This is a genomic window from Corynebacterium sp. HMSC071B10, from assembly GCF_001814825.1.
Taxonomy (GTDB): domain Bacteria; phylum Actinomycetota; class Actinomycetes; order Mycobacteriales; family Mycobacteriaceae; genus Corynebacterium.
In genome coordinates, this window is sequence record NZ_KV817937.1 from 35,880 (window position 1) to 55,667 (window position 19,788).

Consider the following 19,788-nt stretch of genomic DNA (forward strand, 5'->3'; position numbering starts at 1 on the left):
AGGGTAGGGGGCATGTCTGAAGTGGGAGTTCGCAAGCGAGCCGTCCGGTCGTCCTGGCCCGTGTATGTCGTGGCATTTCTTCTCGCCGCATTGATCGCCGGGGTGGTGGCGCAGTCCTTCTCGGGCGCGTCCCTTGCCGCGCTGGGTATCCCGGATCCAGGCGCGCTCACGACCGCCGGGCTGCCTGCGTTGCGCGGGGTGGTCTGGCTGCTTGCGGCGTTGTCCACTGGCTCGTTCATGCTGTCGGCGTGGTTGATCCCGCCGAGAATGCCCGAGGGTGAAAACGCGGATCTCAACGGGGCGCGTTTGACCGTCGATGGCGTGATCGCGTCGCGTACCGGCGGCTGGGCGCAGGTGTCGATGGCGCTGATTTCGCTGGTGATGATCCCGCTTGTGCTTTCCGACGTCTCCGGCCAACCACTCGCAGACGTCTTCTTCCAACTCAGCGCGTGGTCGGTCGCGCTGGAGCAGGTGGCCGAGGCGAAGGTCTGGCTGATTACCGCAGCGTTTTCGGCGGTGGTCGGCGGGGGAGCACTATTCGCCCGCAGCTGGTTCTCGCAGGTTGCTCTATTTTTTGGTGCGATCTGCACCATCATGCCGCTGGCCCTGACCGGGCACTCTGCTTCTGGCGGGAACCACGACTTCGGTACGAACTCCCTGATTTGGCACCTGGTATTCATGCTGCTGTGGATTGGCGGGCTGATGGCGTTGGTCGCGCACGGGCGCAGGCTTGGCCCCAACCTGGAGATGGCCGCACGCCGCTACTCCATGATCGCTTTTGCCGCGCTCGTGGTCATGCTCGTGTCCGGCGTGGTCAATGCGCTGATCCGCGTGCGCCTGTCGGACATGCTGGACTACGCCTATGGCTGGGTGATCCTGATCAAATTCGGCGGCATCCTCGTGCTCGGTCTGATGGGGTTGGCACACCGCCAGATCACGCTGCCGCAGCTGGAAAAGCGTCCGGGTGCGTTTACCCGGTTTGCCGCGGTCGAGGTCGCCGTGATGGCAGCGATCGCGGGTATTTCCGTCACGCTGGGGCGTACGCCGCCCCCGCCGCCGCTGGACCCGAACCTCACGCCGATGCAGATCAAGCTGGGCTACAACCTGTACGAGCCGCTGACCTGGACGAATTGGCTGACCTTTTGGCGTCCGGAGTTGCTCTACAGCGTGATCGCCATCTGTCTTGCCGCGTATTACCTGCACCTGCTGCGCCGCGTCGACGGGTGGAACAACGTCCGGACGGCATGGTGGCTGGCAGGCTGCGCCATGCTTGCGGTGACCATGAGCTCGGGGCTGGGGATGTACATGCCAGCCGCTTACTCGACGCACATGACCGTCCACATGATCCTGTCAATGGGTGTGCCCGTCTTTTTGGTGCTTGGAGCGCCTTTAACGCTGGTGCGCGAGGCCTACCCGGCCGGCGAGTTCAATCCGCGTCTGTGGGCGGAGAGCTTCCAGCGCTCGAGGTTCCTGCAGATTGTGACCTCCCCGCCGGTGTCGGTGGTGCAGTTTCTGGTGCTGTTCTACGTCATGTACGTCTTCCCCTCGCTGTACGCGCTGATGATTTCAGAGCATGCGGGCCACGTCCTGATGAATGTGGTGTTCCTGGTCTCGGGGTACTTCTATTTCTGGGAGCTGATTGGTATTGACGAGATCCCTGGGCGCGCCTCGGCTAAGGTGCGGCTGGCCTGGCTGTGGGTGTCCATGCCGGTCCACCTGTTCATGGGCGTCTACCTCATGCAGCTGAACTTCGTGTTGGCGGAGGACTTCTACCGTTCGCTGCTGTTGCCGTGGGAGCCGGACCTGCTGCAAGACCAGAAGGTCGGCGGCGGTATCGGCTGGGCGTCTGGTTCCTTCCCGCTCGTGATCGTTTTTGCGGAGTTGTTTCGAGCCTGGCTGTCGGAGGATAAGCGCGAAGCAGTCGAATCTGACAAGCGTGAAGAAGAAACAGATGACGAACAATGGCGCAGGTATAACGAAATGCTGGCGCAGTACAACGGCAGGTAGCTGCGAAAATACGAATATTTCGCGCTGCCCCTTCCCTTTTCTTTAGATTCGTGTAATCTGTGTTCCGGGCGGTAGTTTTGTTTAGTTCGTTGCCGTCCCGCAATAACTACACGACAGAATCTGCATGAAGAAAAGGACTTTGAACCATGAGCCACCTACACACCCACCTGCACGGCAACCTTATTGATGATCCGGTGTTCCGCACCTTTGAGAACTCGGATGCTTCGTTGACCAAATTCCGGCTTGCCGCCTCGCGCCGCAGGCTCGTCACCCACAAGGGCGATACCGACGGCGCGCAGGGAGCGAACGCCAACCAGGTCTGGGAGGACACCGACCAGCTGTATATCGACGTCGAGTGCTGGGGCCAGCTCGCCGTCAACGTCGCCGCCTCGCTGAAGAAGGGTTTCCCGGTTTCCGTCTGCGGCAAGCTTGTTACCGAGACGTGGGAGGTGGATTCTCTCCACCCGGAGAAGGAAAAGGAGATGCGCTCCAAGATCGTGCTGAAGGCACACCAGGTCTCCTTTGAGCTCTCGCACTACCAGGTCAGCAGCGTGCGCTCCGTGCCGAGCGGCAACACGCTGCAGGGGCAGAAGCCGGTGGAACCGAAGTCGAAGTGGGACCTCGTTGGCGGGGGAGGAGATGAGCACCGGGTCAGCGCGGAAGACGCCCTCGAGCAGGTGAGCAAGGCGAAGGAGCGAGAGAAGGTGGGCGCAGCCGCCGGCGGTGAAAAGGTGGCGGCTGGGAAGGGGGAGACCGACACGCCGCCCTTTTAGTACCCACGGCGGGCCATGTGCAGTCGCCGAAATGATGTAGTCTGTGGAAAGCATTTGCGCATATCTCACAGTCAATTTCACAAGAGGGGACTTCACGTGGCTGAGTTCATCTACACGATGAAAAACGTTCGCAGGGCCATCGGTGACAAGGTCATTTTGGACAATGTCACCATGGCCTTCTACCCCGGCGCCAAGATCGGTGTCGTGGGGCCCAACGGCGCGGGTAAGTCGTCGTTGCTCAAGATCATGGCTGGCATTGACCAGCCGAACAACGGCGAGGCTTTCCTCCAGCCCGGCGCTTCGGTGGGCATCCTGCTGCAGGAGCCGCCGCTGAATGAGGAGAAGACGGTGCGTGAGAACGTCGAGGAGGGCCTCGGCGATATCTTTGAGAAGAAGGCTCGCTTCGAGCAGATCGCCGAGGAGATGGCCACCAACTACTCCGACGAGCTGATGGAGGAGATGGGCAAGCTCCAGGAGGAGCTCGACGCTGCCGACGCCTGGGAGGTCGACTCCAAGATCGAGCAGGCGATGGAGGCGCTGCGCTGCCCGCCGTCGGATTCGCCGGTGACCAACCTCTCCGGTGGTGAGCGTCGCCGCGTTGCGCTGGCGAAGCTGCTGCTGTCCGAGCCGGACCTGCTGCTGCTCGACGAGCCGACGAACCACCTCGACGCCGAGAGTGTCCTCTGGCTGGAGAAGCACCTGCAGAACTACCCGGGTGCCGTGCTGGCCATTACCCACGACCGCTACTTCCTGGACAACGTTGCCGAGTGGATCTGTGAGGTCGACCGCGGTCAGCTCTACCCTTACGAGGGCAACTACTCCACCTACCTGGAGAAGAAGGCGGAGCGCCTCGAGGTTGCCGGCAAGAAGGACCAGAAGCTGCAGAAGCGTCTGAAGAAGGAGCTGGACTGGGTCCGCTCCTCGCCGAAGGCGCGGCAGGCGAAGAACAAGGCGCGTCTCGAACGCTATGAGGAGATGGCCGCAGAGGCGGAGAAGTACAAGAAGCTGGACTTCGAGGAGATCCAGATCCCGACCCCGCCGCGCCTGGGCAACAAGGTCGTCGAGGTCGAGCACCTGGACAAGGGCTTCGACGACCGCGTGCTGATCAAGGACCTCTCGTTTACCCTGCCGCGCAACGGCATCGTGGGCGTGATTGGCCCGAACGGTGTGGGTAAGTCCACCCTGTTCAAGACGATCGTGGGCCTGGAGGAGCCGGACGCCGGTTCCGTCGTGGTCGGTGACACGGTGAAGCTGTCCTACGTCGACCAGGGCCGCGAGAACATCGACCCGGAGAAGACGGTCTGGGAGGTCGTCTCGGACGGGCTGGATTACATTCACGTTGGTCAGAACGAGATGCCCTCGCGCGCCTACCTGTCCGCCTTTGGCTTCAAGGGCGCTGATCAGCAGAAGCCGTCGAAAGTGCTCTCTGGTGGTGAGCGGAACCGCCTCAACCTGGCGCTGACGCTGAAGCAGGGCGGCAACCTGATCCTGCTCGATGAGCCGACCAACGACCTGGACGTCGAAACGCTCGGCTCGCTGGAAAACGCGCTGCAGTCCTTCCCGGGTTGCGCCGTGGTCATCTCGCACGACCGCTGGTTCCTGGACCGCACCTGTACCCACATCCTCGCCTGGGAGGGCAACGTTGAGGAAGGCAAGTGGTACTGGTTCGAGGGCAACTTCGGCGACTACGAGAAGAACAAGGTCGAGCGCCTCGGCGAGGAGGCCGCGAAGCCCTCGCGCGTCACTCACCGCAAGCTCACCCGCTAAGCCGCGCCCGCTTGTCGACGCCCCGCTGCCGGCCCACCGCACTTGGATCAAGTGCCGGGCCCGTGGCGGGGCGTTGGTTCTGCGGTAGCATGTCGGCAGTATGGCACCCGGAAGGCTTGGGTGCAGGTGCACACTACTGCGAATCACTGAGCAAGGAGCGGAGACCATGGCTGAACAAGAAGAGCGCAAGGCGCAATCCCAGGCGGAAGGCGCTGGGCAGGCCCCGCACGTCCATACCGTCCCGCTGCGTTGGGGCGACTTCGACCGCTACGGGCACGTGACTAACTCGGCCTACATCGAGATCGCGCAGGAAGCGCGCCTGGCGTTTGCGCAGAAGTTCTTCGAGGCGCAGGGCCACGAATTCGTCGTCTTCGTTCGCCGCGTGGACGCGGACTACATCCGCCCGGTGCTGCCGAATACCACCGAGCTGCGGGTAGAAACCGAAGTCGTCCGCCTGGGCAACACCTCGTTTACCACCCGCCAGGAGATCAAGGACGCGCAGGGCAAGATCTGCTGTGTCGTGGAAACCGTGCAGGTCACCGTGGATACGACGACGACTGCGCCGCGTCAGATCACGCAGAAGGAGATCGGCATCCTTACCCGTGTGGCCTCCAGCATCGAGGAAGCGGACGGGGAGTAGCAGGAACGTAGATGGAGTCGCTTCGAGTGACTGACGGCGCGCCGGGCCTGACCGCCCTTGTCGGGCGGGCTACCGGGTTGGATGCCACGGCGTCCGCGCGCTTCCAGACGCGGACACCCCAGGAGGGCGAGGACCCGTCCGTTGACGTGTTCGTCACGACCCCCTTCGACTGCCTCGCCGCCCGCCGCGTTGCAGGCGAGGCCTCGCGCGACGGGGCAGTGGTGGCGGCAAGCGACCTGCTCGCGGCGCTGCAGGCGGGCCGTGAAGAGATCGGTACTGCGCGCGACGCCAACTGGCCGGGCGCGCTGCCGCCGAAGGGTGGCTTCATCGCCCGCGATGAGGTGCCGGTATCCGTCGCGCGCCAGCTCGCCGACAAGGGCCGCGAGCTGGCGCGCCAATTCTCCGGGGCGCTTGGCCCACCGAAGTCGCTTTTGGATTCAACCGTGCTCACCGTGGACGCGGAGTCGGCGCAACCGGTTGAGGTGCCCATGCGCATGATTTTTACTTGCACCGCGCTCGGATTGATCCCGGGCTTTGCCGCGCCTATCGACGTCCCCCGGCACCTCCGGATCGCCACCGCCGGCCGGTGGGTGCGCATGGACGCGCCTTTTGGCAGCGTCTACCACGCAACGGGCCTGGGCCTGTTCGTCTAGTACGAGCGCGGCCCCTGGTTGATCATCATGTAGGCGACGCGCTGCATGTGGTTCCACAGCGCGAAGCGGTAGGCCTCCGGCAGCTCATCGGCGCTGAACTGGTCGAGTGAGCGCTCCATGAGGCTGAGCCAGCGATCCGCTTCCGGCTCGCCGATGGCGAAGGGGAAGTGGCGGCGGCGCAGCATCGGGTTGCCGCGTTCCTCCTGATACGTGCGTGGTCCGCCCCAGTACTGGACAAGGAACCAACGCAGCCGGTCTTGGGCACCCTCCCAGTCGTCGTCCGGGTACATCGGTCCGATGAGGTCATCGTTTTTGACTTGGGAGTAGAAGCCTTCGACGAGGCGGTCGAAGAAGTCCTGCCCCAGGGCCTCGAAAAGCGATTGCTCCTGGCTGGGGGGATTATTTTCCATGGGAAGGGCCCCTTTCGGTGATCTTTTCGCGCGGGTCATTGCGCATCAGCATCGGTTCGGAGCCGGGCAGGCGGACGTCGGCTTCCTGCATGGCTTCGAGGATTTGCTCGTACATGAAGCGGCTCACTCCCCACTGGGCACCCGGCATCGTGTCCACAGTCACACGGTAGGTGAGGTGGTCGGTGCTGAAGTTGGACACGCCGAGGAGCTCGGGCTCGCTGATGATGTCGCGGCGGACGTGCTCGTCCTTCGCGGCGGCGCGGGCGGCGTTGATGATCACGTTGGCGGCCTTGGAAGGATCGGCGAACAGCGAGACGGGCACCTCCATGCGGGCAACGGAGTAGCGGTCTGAGTTGTTGCCCACCTGCTCAATGTCGCCGTTGCGGATGTACCAGAGGGTGCCGTCGATATCGCGCAGCGTGGTGATCCGCATGGTCATATCCTCGACGGTGCCCTCGACGTCGTTGACGGCGATCACATCGCCGACGCCGTACTGGTTCTCCAGCAGGATGAACATGCCGGACAAGAAGTCCTTGACCAGCGACTGCGCGCCAAAACCGAGGGCAACGCCGACGATACCGGCGGAGGCGACCAAGGGCGCGACGTTGATGCCCACCTGATCCAGGATGGCCATGATAGCCCACACCCAGATCACGATGGCGGCAAGCGAGCGGCCCACGTTCGACAGCGTCTTAAAGCGCGCGATGCGACGCTGCTCCTGGGAGCGCGCCTGCGGGGAGTCGTCTGGTGCCGCGCCGCGACGGAAGCGGCCGTTGCTATTGGGCTTGGCGATGGCCTGCTTTGTTGCGCGGCGGATCAGCCGGTGGGTGCCCCACTGCGCGAGGCAGGCCACCAGGATGATGACCAGGATCCAGAACGGACGGGTGACAAAATTCTGTTGGGTATCTGGGTCATTCCACCACGCGCTGAGGCCGGAGACCGCCTCGGTCACGCGTTCTTCGGTGCCCTCTGGCGCGGCGGACAGGATCTGTACGGGAGAAGTTGTTGAAAAATGCATCAAGAGCGAGTGTAGACATCCGAGCTGTGCGCAAGGTGTGACCGCAGTGGGGCCGGAGGGTGCGTGCATATAAATACCGCGGGAACCGGACTAACTGAACCGCTTGGTCTACACTGCGGGGAAAGCTCCTTCTACTGAGGGCGATACCCCCACTACGAAGCAACGAAAGGCAACGCGATGACCTCTGGTTTTTCCACAGATTCCATCCATGCCGGCTATGAACCGGACAGTCTGTACGGCCCGATCAACACCCCGATTTACGCCTCGACCACCTTCGCCCAGGACGGGCTGGCCAAGCTGCGCGGCGGCTACGAGTACACGCGCGTGGGCAACCCGACCGTGACCGCGCTGGAGAAGACGGTCGCGGCACTCGAGGGCGCGGACTACGGCGTGGCGTTCGCCTCGGGCATGGCTGCGATCGACTCGCTGCTGCGTATCCTGCTCAAGCCGGGGGATCACATCGTCATTGGCAACGACGCCTACGGCGGCACCTACCGCCTGATCCAGCAGGTCTTTAGCCTGTGGGGTGTGGAGAACACGGTGGTCGACATCACCAATACCGAGGAGATCGCCGCGGCGATTCGACCGAACACCAAGGTGGTGTGGGTGGAAACGCCAACGAACCCGCTGCTGGACATCGCCGACATCACTGCGATCTCCAAGGTCAAGGGCGAGGCGACGCTGGTGGTGGACAACACGTTTGCCTCCCCCTACCTGCAGAAGCCCTTCGAACTGGGCGCGGATGTCGTGCTGCACTCGACCACCAAGTACATTGGCGGCCACTCCGACGTGGTCGGCGGCATTGTCTGTGGCCGCGACGCGAAGCTGGAGGAAGACCTGCGCTTCTTCTTCGGCTGGGTCGGCGCGATTCCCTCGCCGTTTGACACCTACCTCACTGGCCGCGGTCTCAAGACACTCGCCGTGCGCATGGATCGCCACTGCGACAATGCGGAGGCGGTCGCCGAGTTCCTGCAGGGCCAGGACTGCGTGGCCAAGGTCCACTACCCGGGCCTGGAAACCCACCCCAGCCACGAGGTGGCGAAGCGTCAGATGACGCGCTTCGGCGGCATGGTGTCCGTCGAATTCCAGACCGAGGAGCAGGCGCAGAAGTTCTGCCTGTCGACCAAGCTGTTCTGCCTGGCGGAGTCGCTCGGCGGGGTGGAGAGCCTGCTCGAGCACCCGGCGACGATGACGCATCTGGCGGTCAACGGTTCGGAGCTGGAGGTCCCGCGCGAGCTGGTGCGGATCTCGGTGGGTATCGAGGATGTCGAGGACCTCATCGCGGATCTCGAGCAGGCGATCGCCGCGTTGTAGGCGGCGTTGGGTGAGGTGCTGATTTATTCACTTGGGCGCATAGCTTGCAGTGTGCACCTCACCCCTAAACGGGGGAAGTTGCGCGGGGGTGCTGTGTCTGTGTGCGCGCTGTACCATTCCGGGTTCAGTACCGCGAGCGCACAGAGTTACAGCGTAGACCTTTCCAGAAGATGGCGCGCCTTTCCCAACTCGAGCTGTGAGAATGGCCAATTTTCGCTGCATGTTTATTAGCCTGAGGGGAAGGATTGTTCCTGGCAGCTACGGTGCAGGAACGCATGACGTCGCGCCGCGCGAGCGGAAAGGTAGCTATGTCCAGGAAACCGGCATACCTGCGTATTGCAGAATCATTGCGCAACCGGATCGAAGCCCGTGAGCTCGAACCCGGCGACAAGCTGCCGCCCGAGCGCGTCCTTGTTGACCAGTTTGGGGTGGCGCGAATGACAGTGCGCCACGCGCTCGACATCCTCCAGCTGGAAGGCATCATCGAGCGCAAGCGCGGCCGCAGCGGCGGCACCTTCGTGCGCGCGCTGCCCCCGGTCGTCGACCTCAACGGCCCGGTCGGGCTCGCCGCCCAGCTGGAAGCCCATGGGGTGCGCATCCGCACCGAGCTGCTTTTCGACGCCAACGTCGACGCCCCGCAAGCCGTCAAGGCCGCCTTCGGCGTTGACGCGGAGAGCGAGATCGATGAGCCTGCGTTTGCAGTGCTCAAGCAGGACCGGCTCCACTACGCCGACGACGTGCCAGCGTTCTCCGAGGTCCTCTACGTCCGCCCCGGGCACGAAGCGCACTACGCGACCAGCGGGCTGGCGTTTACCCCGGCGACCCGTCCCGCGGCGACGACGCTGCGCGAGGATCTAGTCGCCCCCGGCGTCGCCACGGAAAAAGAGCGTGAGCGCTTGGGGCTCGCCGCGAACACACCGCTGCAGCGGGTGACCCGCAAGCTCTATGAGCGCGACGTGGTCGTGGCGTACTCCAGCATCGTGATCCGACCGGATGTCGCGCAGCTGCGCGCGATCACCCGTTTCGACTAGTCGGCTGCCGCGTCGCAGGCTCGGTTGCGTACCGCGCGGGCGACCCGGTCCTGCCCCTCCGCGAGGATGCGCTTGAGGCCTGCGGGCACGGAGGCGTCGTGAAGCAGGGCGTCGGCCTTGCGCACCGCTTCCTCGGTCACGGCCCAGGTGGGGTACATGCCTTCGAGGGTGCGCTGCGCCATCTCGTTGGTCAGGCGATCCCACAGTGCGGGCGCGATGCGGAAGTACTCGTCGGTGAACGAGTCCAGGTTGACGTCGGTGCCCTGTGCGTTGAAGGTGAGCCCGTCCATGATGTAGCGGGCCTCGAGGTTGGTCAGATCCTCGTTCACCAGCGTGTCCCAGGCCCACTGCTTTTCTACCGTCGCGCGGCAGCGCAGGCGGGAGATCACACCCTCCGAGGAGGTGTCCTTTTCCTCATCTGCGGCCGAAAGCGGCACCTCGCCCGCGGCAATCAGGCTGGTCAGCGCCAGCCAGCGCACCTCTTGGTTCTCCGAAGTTGCAAGCAGCTGCTTCAGGTAGGCGACCGTCGTATCGTTCGGGGTCAGCCGCGCCAGTGCCCGGTCGAAGATCGCTGCGGGCTCGGCACCGCAGAAGGCGTCGTTGAGCAGCGCGAAGCCCTCGTCCTGCCAGGACGGGTCGACGTACTGCTTGACGGCCAGCGTGGCCTGGGCAAGCAGGCGCTCCTGGACGCTCGGCTGGTCCTCTGCGGCACCGTGCTTGGCCACAAGGCGGACGAACTCGCGGGCCGGGAGGACCCCGTCGCGCACCGACTCCCACAGCGAGGACCACACGAGCGTGCGCGCCAGCGGGTCGGCGATTTCGCCCAGGTGCTCGAGCGCGAAGCGCTTGTGTTCGGGGGTGAGCCCCATCTTGCAGTAGGTGAGGTCCTCGTCGTTGACCAGGGCCAGGTCGTGTGCGACGCCGGCGAGCTCGGGCACCTCGGTGCGTGCGCCGTCGACGTCGAGGGTGACGTGGTGGGTGCGTTGCACGTGGCCGTCGACAAGCGAATAGAGGCCCACGGTGACGCGGTGGGTGCGCATGACCTCGGACTCTTGGACCACGGCGAAGCTGTCTGCGGTGATATCTGGGCGCAGGATAGATACGCCGGTGGTGCGCAGCCACTGCTCGGACCAGCTCGACAGGTCGCGGCCGGAGGACTCCTCGAGCGCGGAGAGCAGGTCGGCGAAGGTGGCGTTTGCGTGCGCGTGGTTGCGGAAGTGCTGCTGCACGCCCGCGAAGAACTCGTCGCGGCCGACGTAGGCCTGCAGCTGCTTGAGCACGGAGGCGCCCTTGGCGTAGGTGATGCCGTCGAAGTTCTGCTCCGCGGTCTCAATATCCGGCGCGTCTGCGGCGATCGGGTGGGTAGTGGGCAGCTGATCCTGCTGGTAAGCCCAGGCCTTTTCCACCGCGGCGAAGGTGGTCCAGGCGTTCGGGTACTCGCCGATCTCCGTCTGCGCGATCGCGGCGGACCAGGTGGCAAAGGACTCGTTGAGCCACAGGTCGTCCCACCACTCCATGGTGACCAGGTCGCCGAACCACATGTGCGCCATCTCGTGCAGGATGGTGTCGTTGCGGCGCTCGAGGCGGTAGGGGGTCGGCTCGGAGGTAAAGACGTACTCGTCGCGGAAGGTCACCGCGCCCGCGTTTTCCATCGCGCCCATGTTGTACTCGGGGCAGAAGATCTGGTCGTACTTGCCAAAGGGGTAGGCCACGCCGAAGTTCTCGTGGTAGTAGGCAAAACCGTCCTTGGTTTGGCGGAACAGGCGCTCGGCGTCCAGGTGCTCCATGAGCGAGGCGCGGGCGTAGAGGCCCAGCGGGATCTCACCGTGGGCGTCGGAGTAGGTGTCGGTGACGTGCTCGTACTCGCCGGCGATCACGGCGATGAGGTAGGTGGACAGCGGGTAGTCCACCTTCGCCGACCAGGTGTTGCCCTCGCGGGTGGCGGCCTCGTTGAGCACCACGGTGTAGTGCTCCGGGGCGGTGACGTGGATGTCGTAGGTGGCCTTGATATCCGGCTGGTCGAAGCAGGCAAAGACCTTCATGGCCATCGCAGGCTCGAACTGGGTGTACAGGTAGTCCTTGTTATCGACCGGGTCGGTGAACTTGTGCAGGCCCTCGCCGGTGCGGTTGTAGGTGATCGTGGCGTCGACGACCACGGTGTGCGCGCCCTCGCTCAGGTTGAGCTTCGCACCCTCGATCGGTGCGCCGTCGAGCGTGGCGGAAAAGGAGTCGGCGACCAGGTCGAAGAAGGTCTCGCCCGCGGTGGAATCGAAGGTGATGGTGGTCCGCGACCGGAACTGCTCGGCCCCGGTGACGTCGAGGTTGATGTCGTAGTGGACGTTGGAAATCAGGCCGACGCGGTGGCGCGCGTCGGCGCGAGTGAGATTAGTTTTCATGGCCCCAACATACTCGCCGCGCAAGAATCGCTACTGTGGGGGCAACTGCTTTAAGAGGAGTGAAGGAGAACACCATGGCTCAGTCCGTCACATTTTGGTTCGACGTGTCCTGCCCGTTTTGCTGGCTGACCTCCCGCTGGATCAAGGAGGTAGAAAAGGTCCGCGATATTGAGGTCGAGTGGGTACCCATGTCGTTGAGCGTGCTGAACCAGGGGCGCGACCTGCCGGAGGCCTACGCGCGCAAGATGGAGGCCAACTGGGGGCCGGCCCGCGTGTTTACCAAGGTCAAAGAGGAAGCCCCGGAGAAGATCGACGCCCTCTACACCATGATGGGCACCATGATCCACACCGAAGGCGAGGGCGGCAAGGAGGGCTACGGTGCCTACGACGAGATCATCGGTGCCGCGCTCGATGCGTGCGACCTGCCGCCGCAGTTCGCGGATGTGGCCAACTCCGAAGTTGTGGACGAGCAGCTGCGCGCCTACCACCAGCAGGCCATGGACAACGTCGGCGACGAGGTCGGCACGCCCGTGGTCAAGCTCGGGGACACCGCCTTCTTTGGCCCCGTGATCACCCGGGTCCCCACTGGCGAAGAAGCAGGCAAGCTTTTCGACGCCTCCGTGTCCCTCGCCTCCTACCCCTACTTCTTCGAACTCAAGCGCTCCCGCACCGAAGATCCCCAGGTACGCGGGTAGGCTAAGGCGCATGCGTATTTATCTAGGAGCAGACCACGCCGGTTTCGAGCGGAAGAACCAGATCAAGGCCCACCTGGAAAAGGCGGGCCACGAGGTGATCGACTGCGGTGCCCACGAGTACGACGCCGCAGATGACTACCCGGCGTTTTGCATCGCCGCCGCCGAAGCCGTGGTGGCCAACCCCGGCTCGCTCGGCATCGTGCTGGGTGGATCCGGCAACGGCGAGCAGATCGCCGCGAACAAGGTCAAGGGCGCGCGCTGCGCCCTCGCGTGGTCGGTAGAGACCGCGAAGCTGGCGCGCGAGCACAACAACGCCCAGCTCATCGGCATAGGTGGCCGTATGCACACCGAGGAAGAGGCGCTCGCAATCGTCGACGCCTTTGTCGCACAGCCGTGGAGCGAGGAGGAGCGCCACCAGCGCCGCATTGACATCCTGTCCAAGTACGAGGAGACCGGCGTGGCCCCGGAGGTTCCTGGCAACTAGAGGAAGCTTTTCGCGATTTCGTGATTGAGCCCGGGGTTGTCCCCGGGCTTTTTCGCGTCAGAGAGTTACGAGTATGGTCGGAAAACCGCGCTGAACCCCTCCTGCCGTTGAACTTGTGAACTCCCCAGGTCACCCGGTGTAACACCGGGTAGGAAGGACACACAGCAATGACGGTAGTCATACCTCCCACCAGCCGCGCATCGGAGGAGTTCACTACAGAACAAAAGCGCGAAATCATCATGACCTACGCGCAGATACCCTACGGAGGCAAAAAGAAATACCTCGCCAAAATCGGCATCACCTACAAGGTGTTGAATCGATGGAACAAACAGTTCATCGCAGGTGATATCGACACAGGACTTACCCCAAAGAAGAATGTGCGTATGGATACCTCTGACATACACGAAATCCGCCGCCTGAAGGATCTGACGAAGTCCCTTGAACAACGAGTAGCCGAACTTGAAGGTGCACTCGAAGAAAAAGACAAACAACTCAGCATTAAAGACGAACAAAATGCTGCCCATGCTAGAGCGGTGGATTCCTTGGGAAAAGCCATCGCCATCATGCAAAAATATACCGACAAGTAATGCGTGGTGGCAGACGTTTAACCGGGGATGAAAAACACGACTACGAGGCGTTTATCGCCGCAGAAAACAGCATCGTTGATGCGTTAGTTGCTGCCAAGTACACGCTGAAAGCCGCGTTGGAAATTGTCGGGTTATCCAAATCAAGCTGGCATTACCGGCATCACCCACGTCGGCGTAAACGCGACGATGGTAGTGCTTGTCATGTCAGCCCGAAGCAGTTAACTGCTGCGCAGCGCAAGACGGTTGCCTCACTGCTTGTTGCTGGCAAACGCAAGCATCATAGTGTTGCCAGGATCTTTTTCGATCACCTTGATGGCGATGGTGAGATGGTGGCAAGTCTTCGGACCTTCTACCGGGTACATGCTGAACTGCGTGCGCAAAACCCGCTTGCGTATGTGCCGACCCCGCGACATAGTAAGCGTGGTGTGCCTGTGGTGGCAGCAAGTGGGCCTGGTCAGGTGTTGTGTTGGGATATTACTTGGTTGCCAGCATCGTTTATGTCGAAGGGGTTTCACCTGTATACGGTGTTGGATTTGTTTTCGCGAAAGATTGTTGGCTGGACCATCCAGCCACGTCAGGTTAAATCGGTTGCCACGGACTTAATCAAGGCTGTTATCAAAGATCAGCGGTTGCATGGTCATGATGTGCGGGTTGTTCATACTGATAATGGTGGTGTGATGACGTCGCACTCAATGCGCACGATGCTGGATGAAAACGGTGTGAAACTCTCACTGATCAGGCCGAATGTTTCAAACGATAACCCATATGAAGAGTCATCACATCGCACCTTGAAGCATCATCGCTTCGCGTTGGAGTCCTACCGTGATATCGCTCAAGCAGAGCAGGTGGTTGGCAGGATTATTGAGGCGTACAACAAGCGGGATCGTCACAGTGGGTTGAACTATTACACGCCTGATGAGGTGTATACGGGCAAGTGGAAACAGATCCTTGCACGGCGTCAGGCAAAGGAGCAACGCTACTATCAGGCGCACCCGACTCGGCGTCCGGCGGTATCAGCCTATAAGGCCCCACCGCAGTTGGTGGGGATTAATATAGGGCGTGATCTTGCCGTTTACCAGCAGGTATAGTAAGTTTTATTCAAACGAGTTGGCGGGGGTTCACAACTCAACGGCGGGCGGCGGAATTGGAAAGTTTTCCGACTATAGTCGGAAAACTTTTATAAGACGGGGAGTTTTCCGAGTATGATCGGAAAACTTTTTCTGCCACCTCAGCACGGCGGGGCAGGGATGCCCAGTGTGCGCGCCATCTCCGTGAACTCAGCCGGGCCTAAGGAGCCGGCCCCGGCGGGAATGCTCGCCCACAGATCAACGCCGGTGACGAGGGGCAGTTCTTCCAGGTTGAGCCGCGTGGCCAGGTCCGGCTCTGCTGGCAGTGACCCGCCGATCAGCCCGGCGACGCGCACGTCACGGCGCTGCGCCTCGCGGACCGTGAGCTCCGCAGCGTTGAGGCTACCGAGCCCCAGCGAGGTAACGACGACAAGCGGCGCGCGCAGCTCCGCGGCGATCTCGGCGATTGTGTATTCGTCGGCAAGGCGCACGAGCAGCCCGCCCGCACCCTCGACGAGAGTCACGCCGTTGTGTGAGGCGTCGAGATTAAGGATCCACTCGCAGACTGCTTGAAGCGACGGCACCTGCATGCCGGCGCGCCGGGCGGATAAGTTCGGCGCGAGCGGCTCGGGGAAGCGGGTCAGCTCGTGAGTGCGCACCCCGGTCAGTCGCGCGACGGTGTTGGCGTCGCCTGCGCCTTCAGGCTCGCCGGTCTGCAGCGGCTTGGCCACGCGGACACTCAAACCCGCGTCCTGCCAGGCAGCGGCAAGGGCTGCCGTGGCGATGGTCTTGCCCACATCCGTGTTCGTGCCGGTGACTACAACGATCATTGGTACTGCTCCTTGCTTGCTGCCTGCGCCGCGGCGACGACGGCGCGGCCGATTTGGCGAGTCTGGTCTTCGGTGCAGATAAACGGCGGCATGGTGTAGATGTTGCGCCCGAACGGCCTGATCCACACGCCTTGGTCTACCGCTGCCTGCGTGGTGGCGGCCATGTCCACGTCGGAGGCCATTTCCACCACGCCGATAGCGCCGAGGATGCGGACGTCGGCAACGCCCTGGATCTCGCGGGCGGGCGCGAGCTCCTCGGTAAGCCAGCCCTCGATGTTGCGGGTTTGCTCGCGCCAGTCGCCCTCTTTGATCATGGCGGTGGCCTCGGCGGCGACGGCGCAGGCCAGCGGATTGCCCATGAAGGTGGGCCCGTGCATGATCGCGGCCGGCTCCATGCCTGCGGCGACTTCGTCGGTGGTGAGCACGGCGGCGAGCGTCATGAACCCGCCGGTGATCGCCTTGCCCACGCACAGGATGTCGGGGACCACACCGTTGTCCAGGGTGGTAAACAGCTGGCCGGTGCGGCCGAAGCCGGTGGCGATTTCGTCGGCAAGCAAGAGGACGCCGTGTGTGGTGCACAGTTCGCGCACGCCGCGGACGAGTTCGGCGTCGTGGAAGCGCATGCCGCCAGCGCCCTGGACGACCGGCTCGATGATCACCGCGGCGACGTCGTCGGTGATCAGTTTTTCGAACTCGGCGAGGTAGGCCGCGCGCTCCTTATCGCTCGCGCCGCGCACCGGCGGTGCAGGGGCGAAGTGCTGCGCGGCGAGCACGCCTTGCCACATCGAGTGCATCCCGCCGTCGGGGTCGCACACGCTCATCGCAGCGAAGGTGTCGCCGTGGTAGCCGGAGCGCCAGGTCAGCAGCCGGTTGCGCTCGGGGTGCCCGGTGCCGCGGGCGTACTGCAGCGCCATCTTGATGGCCACCTCGACTGAGACGGAACCGGAGTCAGCCAAGAAGACGCGGCTGTAGTTCGGCCCCGCCTTGCCGCTGGTCAGTTCTAACAGGTTTTGGGTCAGCCGCGCGGCGGGTTCGTGGGTGAGTCCGCCGAACATGACGTGGGACATCGCATCGATCTGGTCGTGGGCGGCACGCAACAGGCGGGGGTGTCCGTGGCCGTGGGCGGCGGCCCACCAGGACGACATGGCGTCGATAAGCAGGCGGCCATCGGCGAGTTCGAGATACACGCCGTGGGTGGCGGCGACGGGCAGGTTGCCGGAGCCGGGCGCGGCGTAGGGGTGCCAGATGTGCGCGGTGTCGATGGCCGCGAGTGTCTCGGGCGTCATGGGGGCCTTTCGTTGCTATTAGTGGCGGTAGGGAACCTTATTGAACACCGTACAACTGGGAGTGTAGGTTGAGTCACATGACCTACTTTTCGGTGCGCATGCGCGCCAACACCCAGGGTCGGCACATCTCTGGCGCCGAGCGCATCGTGGATGCTGCACACGTCGCTGAAACCTGCGCGCAGCTCGCACAACGCGCGCTCGACCACCCGAAGGGCGAGGCAGCGCAGACGCACCTGACCGTGGAGGCGCTCGACGAGGATGCGATCACGCACGCCGAAGCGCTGCGTGTGGACGTCGCTGAGTGCGCGGACCCGGACGCCGCGCGCGCTGTGATCCACGGGCTGCTTGCGCCGCTGACCCCGCACGCGGACGCACTCGTCCGTGAGACGTTTGCCGCCCGCGACATGCGCGGCGCGATGCTCGTGTGTGCAGGCACCGGCGCGCGTCTGGAGCCGGACTGCGAGCGCGGCGTGCGGGTCAGTCACATGGACGCGCTCGAGTACACACAGGCCACCGGCAAGGACGCCGCGCGTGAAGCGCTCGTGTTGGCCAGCAAAGTTGCCGCGCACCCGGACGTGATCGCCGAGCTGTGTATCTCGGACGACCCCGAATACACCACCGGGTATGTCGCCCACGCAGGCACGTACACGCGCATCCCGCACATCAAACCTGCCGGCTCGCGAGCTGGGGCGCGCGCCTTCCTTGTCCGTGAGCGTGCCGACATCCCGGCGTTGATCGACTACCTGGAGCGTCAGCCGGTGCTCGTCCGGACTGAGGTGCAGGCATGAGCGATGCGTCTTCGCTAGCACGCGTCGCCGCCGCGAACCTGGATGCGTGGCGCGAGCGCGGCCTGTGGCGCAGCCCCGCCGTCTTCGCTAGCGGGCAGGAGCCCACCGCCCGCCTGCGTGCAAGCGCAGCGGCAGACGCACGCGAGGCGGTCCTGTTCAGCTCCTCGAACTACCTGGGGCTGGCCGAGGACCCGCGCGTGGTGGCCGCCGCGGTCGCCGCCACCGAGGAATTCGGCGCAGGCTCCGGTGGGTCGCGCCTGACCACCGGCACCAGTGACCTGCACCTTCGCGCCGAGTCCGCCGTCGCCCGCTTCACCGGGTACGCGGACGCCGTGCTCTTTGCCACCGGTTACCAGGCCAACGTGTCCACCCTCCAGGCGCTCGCCGCCACATGCCGCGGGCCGGGGCTGACGATCGTCTCGGATGTGAAGAACCACGCCAGCATCATCGACGGCTGCCGCCTGGCCAAGGCCAGCGGGGCCGAGGTGCGCGTCGTGGAGCACCGCGATATCGCGGCGGTCGATCGCGCGCTCGCCGAACGAGCAACCGAGTACGCGCTCATGGTCACCGACGGGCTGTTTTCCATGGACGGGGTGTGCGCGCCGCTGCCCGAGCTCATGGAAGTCTGTCAGCGCCACGGCGCGTGGAGCATGCTTGACGACGCCCACGCCATCGGCACCATCGGCCCCACCGGCCGCGGCCTGCCGGAGCTGTACGGCATGCGCCCCGATATCCAGCTGATCACTGCGAGCAAGGCGCTCGGGGCGGAGGGCGCTGCGGTTGCCACCAGTGCGCCGGTGGCCGAGCTGCTTCGCCAGCAGGCGCGTTCGTTTGTCTTTTCCACCTCGCCTGCGCCTGCGACGTGCGCGGCGATCACGGCGGCAGTGGAGATCCTGGAGTATGACCCGGGTCCGGTGCAGCGGTTGCACGCGAGCATCGCCAGGTGGCATGCGCGCCGCGGCACTGAGGCATGCGACCCCGCCGGTGCCGGGCCGATCGTGCCCGTGCATGTTGGGGACGAGATGGCCGCGATGGAGGCGGCTGCGCAGCTTTACGAGCGCGGCTTCATCGTGCCAGCAATCCGCTGGCCCACGGTGCCGCGGGGCGAAGCGATCCTGCGCGTCACACTCATGGCCACGCACGCGCCCGCGCAGATCGACGCGCTGTGCGAAGAGCTCGAGCGCTTGGGACTCTAGATGTCTGCGTAGTCGGCGGGGTGGGGGCCGATGCGGCCGAACTCCTCCTCATCGAGCGAAATCAGTGCCGCCATCTCATCCTGCGTCAGCTCGAAGTCGAAGACGTCCAGGTTCTCTTCCATCCGTGCGGGTGAGGTTGTCTTGGGGAAGACGATGACCTTGTTTTGAATGTGCCAACGCAGCACGACCTGCGCGGGCGTTTTGCCGTGCGCCTCGGCGGCGTCGGTGATCTCCGGGTAGTCCTCAAGGTCCAGCTCGCCTCCGCCGAGCGGCGCCCAGCCCTCAATCGCCACGCCGTGCACCCGCATTGCGTCGAGCTCCTTCCAGCGCTGGAACAGCGGGTGCAGCTCCACCTGATTGACCGCGGGCGTGACGTCGGTGGCCATTTCCAAATCGTCGATGTGGGCGGGCAGGAAGTTCGACACCCCGATCGAGGTGGCCAGGCCCTCATCGCGCAGCTGGATCATGGACTTCCACGCGTCCACGTACGCGCCCTGCGAGGGCACCGGCCAGTGGATCAGGTACATGTCCACGTGGTCCAAGCCAAGACGTTCGAGCGACTCGCCAAGCGCTGCGTCGGCGTCGCGGTGCCGGTCGTTCCACAGCTTCGTCGTCACATACAGCTCGTCGCGTGGGATGTTGGAAGCGGCGATCGCACGGCCCACGCCCTCTTCGTTGCCGTAGATGTACGCGGTGTCGAGGTGCCGGTAGCCCGCCTCGAGCGCCGCCAGCGTGAGTTCCTCGGCGCGCGCAGGGTCCACGCGGTGGAGGCCGTAGCCGAGCTGGGGGATCGACGTGGCGTCGTTAAGCTGCAGGCGCGGGATTGCTGAGGTCATGAGGTTCCTT

19 protein-coding genes are annotated in these 19,788 nt (G+C 64.0%); 13 read left to right on the forward strand and 6 right to left on the reverse strand.

Going from position 1 to position 19,788, the window contains the following annotated elements; all coding sequences use genetic code 11:
• The first annotated feature begins 12 nt into the window (after positions 1-12).
• The 5 genes from HMPREF2990_RS00240 to HMPREF2990_RS00260 all read left to right on the forward strand — a co-directional run bounded on the left by HMPREF2990_RS00240 (position 13) and on the right by HMPREF2990_RS00260 (position 5,840).
• Entirely contained in the window at positions 13-2,007 is a 1,995-nt protein-coding gene (locus tag HMPREF2990_RS00240; RefSeq protein ID WP_070762121.1) for a bifunctional copper resistance protein CopD/cytochrome c oxidase assembly protein, read from the forward strand.
• Between the two features lie 146 nt (positions 2,008-2,153).
• On the forward strand, positions 2,154-2,780 hold the full coding sequence (locus HMPREF2990_RS00245; RefSeq protein WP_070762122.1) for a single-stranded DNA-binding protein: 627 nt from the start codon (positions 2,154-2,156) through the stop codon (positions 2,778-2,780).
• A 96-nt stretch (positions 2,781-2,876) separates the two neighbouring features.
• Entirely contained in the window at positions 2,877-4,547 is a 1,671-nt protein-coding gene (gene ettA / locus HMPREF2990_RS00250) for an energy-dependent translational throttle protein EttA (RefSeq protein WP_070762123.1), read from the forward strand.
• 166 nt (positions 4,548-4,713) lie between these two features.
• Complete coding sequence (locus tag HMPREF2990_RS00255; protein ID WP_070762124.1) at positions 4,714-5,187, forward strand: acyl-CoA thioesterase; 474 nt, start codon at positions 4,714-4,716, stop codon at positions 5,185-5,187.
• Positions 5,188-5,198: 11 nt separating this feature from the next.
• Positions 5,199-5,840: a DUF8185 domain-containing protein gene (locus tag HMPREF2990_RS00260; RefSeq protein WP_070762125.1), complete on the forward strand. Its 642-nt coding sequence runs from the start codon at positions 5,199-5,201 to the stop codon at positions 5,838-5,840.
• Here HMPREF2990_RS00260 and HMPREF2990_RS00265 read toward each other — a convergent pair.
• Both HMPREF2990_RS00265 and HMPREF2990_RS00270 read right to left on the reverse strand, forming a co-directional pair.
• Positions 5,837-6,250 carry a globin gene (locus HMPREF2990_RS00265; protein ID WP_070762126.1) on the reverse strand — a complete coding sequence of 138 codons (414 nt, stop codon included), beginning with the start codon at positions 6,248-6,250 and terminating at the stop codon, positions 5,837-5,839. The genes HMPREF2990_RS00260 and HMPREF2990_RS00265 overlap by 4 nt on opposite strands.
• On the reverse strand, positions 6,240-7,268 hold the full coding sequence (locus HMPREF2990_RS00270) for a mechanosensitive ion channel family protein (protein ID WP_070762127.1): 1,029 nt from the start codon (positions 7,266-7,268) through the stop codon (positions 6,240-6,242). Before HMPREF2990_RS00270 ends, HMPREF2990_RS00265 begins: the two co-directional genes overlap by 11 nt.
• A gap of 177 nt (positions 7,269-7,445) precedes the next feature.
• Here HMPREF2990_RS00270 and HMPREF2990_RS00275 point away from each other — a divergent pair, with 177 nt between their 5' ends.
• On the forward strand, positions 7,446-8,582 hold the full coding sequence (locus HMPREF2990_RS00275; protein ID WP_070762128.1) for a cystathionine gamma-synthase: 1,137 nt from the start codon (positions 7,446-7,448) through the stop codon (positions 8,580-8,582).
• A 308-nt stretch (positions 8,583-8,890) separates the two neighbouring features.
• Complete coding sequence (locus tag HMPREF2990_RS00280; protein WP_070762129.1) at positions 8,891-9,613, forward strand: GntR family transcriptional regulator; 723 nt, start codon at positions 8,891-8,893, stop codon at positions 9,611-9,613.
• Here the strand turns inward: HMPREF2990_RS00280 and pepN are convergent.
• A complete protein-coding gene (gene pepN, locus HMPREF2990_RS00285; RefSeq protein ID WP_070762130.1) occupies positions 9,610-12,009 on the reverse strand; it encodes an aminopeptidase N in 2,400 nt (799 codons plus the stop codon). The genes HMPREF2990_RS00280 and pepN overlap by 4 nt on opposite strands.
• Positions 12,010-12,083: 74 nt before the next feature.
• On the opposite strand from pepN, the gene HMPREF2990_RS00290 reads away from it, so the two are divergent.
• From HMPREF2990_RS00290 to HMPREF2990_RS12225, 4 genes are all read left to right on the forward strand, one after another.
• Positions 12,084-12,704 carry a DsbA family protein gene (locus HMPREF2990_RS00290; protein WP_070762131.1) on the forward strand — a complete coding sequence of 207 codons (621 nt, stop codon included), beginning with the start codon at positions 12,084-12,086 and terminating at the stop codon, positions 12,702-12,704.
• 10 nt (positions 12,705-12,714) lie between these two features.
• The gene (locus tag HMPREF2990_RS00295) at positions 12,715-13,188 is read left to right on the forward strand and encodes a ribose-5-phosphate isomerase (protein ID WP_070762132.1); all 474 of its coding nucleotides are present in this window, start codon (positions 12,715-12,717) and stop codon (positions 13,186-13,188) included.
• Between the two features lie 167 nt (positions 13,189-13,355).
• Positions 13,356-13,775 carry a hypothetical protein gene (locus tag HMPREF2990_RS00300; RefSeq protein ID WP_070762133.1) on the forward strand — a complete coding sequence of 140 codons (420 nt, stop codon included), beginning with the start codon at positions 13,356-13,358 and terminating at the stop codon, positions 13,773-13,775.
• Positions 13,775-14,863 (forward strand): DDE-type integrase/transposase/recombinase, encoded by a 1,089-nt coding sequence (locus tag HMPREF2990_RS12225; RefSeq protein WP_083316894.1) that lies wholly within the window; start codon positions 13,775-13,777, stop codon positions 14,861-14,863. The genes HMPREF2990_RS00300 and HMPREF2990_RS12225 overlap by 1 nt, the downstream gene beginning before the upstream one ends.
• Before the next feature lie 140 nt (positions 14,864-15,003).
• On the opposite strand, the gene bioD is transcribed toward HMPREF2990_RS12225, so the two are convergent.
• Both bioD and HMPREF2990_RS00315 read right to left on the reverse strand, forming a co-directional pair.
• Positions 15,004-15,672: a dethiobiotin synthase gene (gene bioD, locus HMPREF2990_RS00310; protein WP_070762135.1), complete on the reverse strand. Its 669-nt coding sequence runs from the start codon at positions 15,670-15,672 to the stop codon at positions 15,004-15,006.
• A complete protein-coding gene (locus HMPREF2990_RS00315) occupies positions 15,669-16,958 on the reverse strand; it encodes an adenosylmethionine--8-amino-7-oxononanoate transaminase (protein WP_070762136.1) in 1,290 nt (429 codons plus the stop codon). The genes bioD and HMPREF2990_RS00315 overlap by 4 nt, the downstream gene beginning before the upstream one ends.
• Before the next feature lie 77 nt (positions 16,959-17,035).
• Here HMPREF2990_RS00315 and HMPREF2990_RS00320 point away from each other — a divergent pair, with 77 nt between their 5' ends.
• Complete coding sequence (locus HMPREF2990_RS00320) at positions 17,036-17,746, forward strand: 6-carboxyhexanoate--CoA ligase (protein ID WP_070762137.1); 711 nt, start codon at positions 17,036-17,038, stop codon at positions 17,744-17,746.
• A complete protein-coding gene (locus HMPREF2990_RS00325) occupies positions 17,743-18,942 on the forward strand; it encodes an aminotransferase class I/II-fold pyridoxal phosphate-dependent enzyme (RefSeq protein ID WP_070762138.1) in 1,200 nt (399 codons plus the stop codon). Before HMPREF2990_RS00320 ends, HMPREF2990_RS00325 begins: the two co-directional genes overlap by 4 nt.
• On the opposite strand, the gene HMPREF2990_RS12570 is transcribed toward HMPREF2990_RS00325, so the two are convergent.
• Entirely contained in the window at positions 18,939-19,778 is an 840-nt protein-coding gene (locus HMPREF2990_RS12570) for an aldo/keto reductase (protein ID WP_070762139.1), read from the reverse strand. The two genes, HMPREF2990_RS00325 and HMPREF2990_RS12570, sit on opposite strands and share 4 nt — an antisense overlap.
• Positions 19,779-19,788: the final 10 nt, after the last annotated feature.